The sequence below is a fragment of the Paenibacillus sp. Pae15 genome (genome assembly GCF_024519685.1).
In the GTDB taxonomy this organism is placed as follows: Bacteria; Bacillota; Bacilli; order Paenibacillales; family NBRC-103111; genus Paenibacillus_G; species Paenibacillus_G naphthalenovorans.
In genome coordinates this window covers 1-2,596 of the sequence record NZ_JALJRM010000063.1, presented here as the reverse complement: position 1 = coordinate 2,596, position 2,596 = coordinate 1, and the positions used below count along the sequence as shown (strand labels likewise).

Genomic DNA, 2,596 nt, shown 5'->3' with positions numbered 1-2,596 from the left:
TTTTTTTGCGCCTGCAGGTCACAAATTCTGGTTACACAAACTATTGTACATCATCTATCCACTTATCGAATGTTATAAAAGGTACTACCACAGAAACCAATTTAATGATCACAATGACAGAATGTATACCTAAATTCTGTGTTTTAACAAAACTTAACACATTGCCCACGATAACGAGAATTACACAAATAAAAAATTTAAAATTGAACAGAAATTTTGCATCACTGTAAAGTTGCCTCATTGCCGCTAATCGCATAATATTTATTGACTGATTCTGTCTTTCGCCTATTCCGTTATCCATATCGACGCCCCTAACCCGAATAAGTTGGGAACAACCCCCCAAATATTTCTCCCCATTTTGCAATCGAAGCCTTTTGATTCTTGTCTTCAAGCTCAAGTCTAACCGCTTCTACTGCTTTATCATAATCTAAAGAAGCTCGCACGGCGATTTTTATCTGTTCATCAACAGAGAGGGTATTTAAGTTGCCCTGAATCCCCTTCGGATCATTCACAGAATTATAGATCGCTGTTTTAATGTGACTCAGTGCATCTTTAAATCTCAAATCTATATATTCACTAACTTCAGTTTGCAAATTATTAAAGTATTCAAGTATTAGGCACTCAAGCAAATAAGAAGGAGCCGAAGGCATTGTAGCACGATTATTCCAGTATTTTAATAATCTTATCGTTTCAAGCATTCTTCCTTTGTGTTCTTGGTTAGTTTTGGAAATGCCGTCTCTGTCCTTCCTTGGGTCAGTTTTTTGCCAGTTGCTTTTTCCATCGGGGATAATATAAAATGTATTGCCGCTTGAATCAGGAGTAGTGAAGAAACAAGGTACAACATCAAAATTCCATGAGTAGGACTTTAATTGTAATGTTGCAGCAGCACCATTTTTATGAAATTCAGCCTTTTTATAGTCAGACAGTTTTGAAAGATTAGAGATAAATTTATTAATTACTTTGGTAGAATTCAATACTGAACTATTATCATTACAACATTTTTTCTGTGGGGAGTTTTCATCACTAACGATTATTTCTATGTGATCGCTATATTCGTGATACGTGCTTCCCTCTGCCTTAATACAAATCATTGTATCTATATCATCTAAGGGTCTTATCTTAGTCTTTCTAGCAAATGAACCAAAGTGAATATGTTTTTCAGAATATAAATTGAAGAAATGAGTTTCCTCACCGAGATCCTCAATATTTTCAACAAGATTGTCTCTGCTTGCTCTTGCTTTTTTAGTATCTTCTGAATCCAAATTAACAGTATTTTTCATGAATTCACCAAATGCACCATTGACCGTTGTCGCCATTTTGTTATTCACCCCAAAATCCCTTAAGTTTAAAGCGCTACCCCTTGTGATCTCTAAGACCTATCTATTAGTACTATTGTATCATCCCGACAATAGATTGGCTATATGTGGAAGCGCTCCTGAAAATAAAGCAGCAGACACAACAAACATTGCGGCTTCTGAAAAAGAAACAGCGAAGCCAATAATGGCCTCGCCGCTGCTTTCCAATTGATTCACTTACAGATCAAATGGATTTTCGCCCTCTTCTTCCTCCTGAAGTGTGATTCCAGAAATATAACGAATCTGCTTTCCGTTAATGCGCGGCTGGAATTCATGTTTCTCTCGAGTGATTTCTGTCTCTCTATAAAGCTGTTTGAAGAAATTGGTGGTATTCATAATGCTTCTTCCTGTTCGTTCGCACCAATTGCGGTAAGCCGTAAACAGTTTTTCCTTGGATACGCTATTTGTACGATCTTCACGATTATCATGCAAAATGCACTCATCTTCGAGGAACTGAACAATGGGCTTGTTCTCGTATTCGAAGATTTCCATCTCTTTTCTGACCGATTCACTTTCACTAAATCGTTTATTTGCTTCAAGCCGCCGTAGGCCATCAACCGCCAATACTAACAAGGACTCTAAATAGGGAGTCGAACCCAGCTTCGTATCAAGTTCAACATCTTCATTATCCTTGGTAAATTTTTTATCGAACGGCACGATGAAAAAACGACGAAAAAAGCCATCGGTTGTATCTGAACTCGCAGGTAAATCGTTAGCAGAGAACATAAGCTTCGCATAAGAGCGCAACGGGAAAGCTCGTTCCCCTTTCTCTTCAGCCGATATTTCGTCACCGGCTACCAAATTCTTAATCATGTGGGTTGATGCCAACCGCTTAAAGCTAATATCCGCATAGATATTGGCAATCTTATCCTTAAGCTGCGCTGCTTTGAAGCGATTTTCTTCAAACTCTTTTAACTCTACGTAGGATACGTTGGCATCTCCGAGCAGCTCTCTGCAATAATTCAGAAACTTGGACTTCCCGTTTTTTCCGCTGCCCTTGATCAATAGCATCTTCTGATACTTTACTGTAGGTATGAGCAAATATCCTAACCACTCCTCTATCAACGGCACTGTATCAGTGGGAACCACAGAATGAATAAAATTAGCCGCAAGCCGTCGATCCGCTTCGGGATTCCACCTTACCGGCAGTTGATTTTTCATAAAGTACTTGGGGTCATGGGGAAATTGTAATGCTCCCCATTGTCAAGACACGATTTTTTGAGGATTAAGTTATGTCCTCC

Annotated in this window: 2 protein-coding genes and 1 pseudogene; all 3 read right to left on the bottom strand. The window is 38.6% G+C overall.

Annotated elements, in window-relative coordinates; genetic code table 11:
- Positions 1 to 40 precede the first annotated feature (40 nt).
- Complete coding sequence (locus tag NR121_RS25455) at positions 41 to 301, bottom strand: S-4TM family putative pore-forming effector (protein WP_375162544.1); 261 nt, start codon at positions 299 to 301, stop codon at positions 41 to 43.
- A 10-nt stretch (positions 302 to 311) separates the two neighbouring features.
- Complete coding sequence (locus NR121_RS24810; protein WP_256832132.1) at positions 312 to 1,316, bottom strand: SMODS domain-containing nucleotidyltransferase; 1,005 nt, start codon at positions 1,314 to 1,316, stop codon at positions 312 to 314.
- A gap of 216 nt (positions 1,317 to 1,532) precedes the next feature.
- Positions 1,533 to 2,525, bottom strand: a pseudogene (locus tag NR121_RS24805) (DNA primase family protein); the annotation flags it as partial.
- Positions 2,526 to 2,596: the final 71 nt, after the last annotated feature.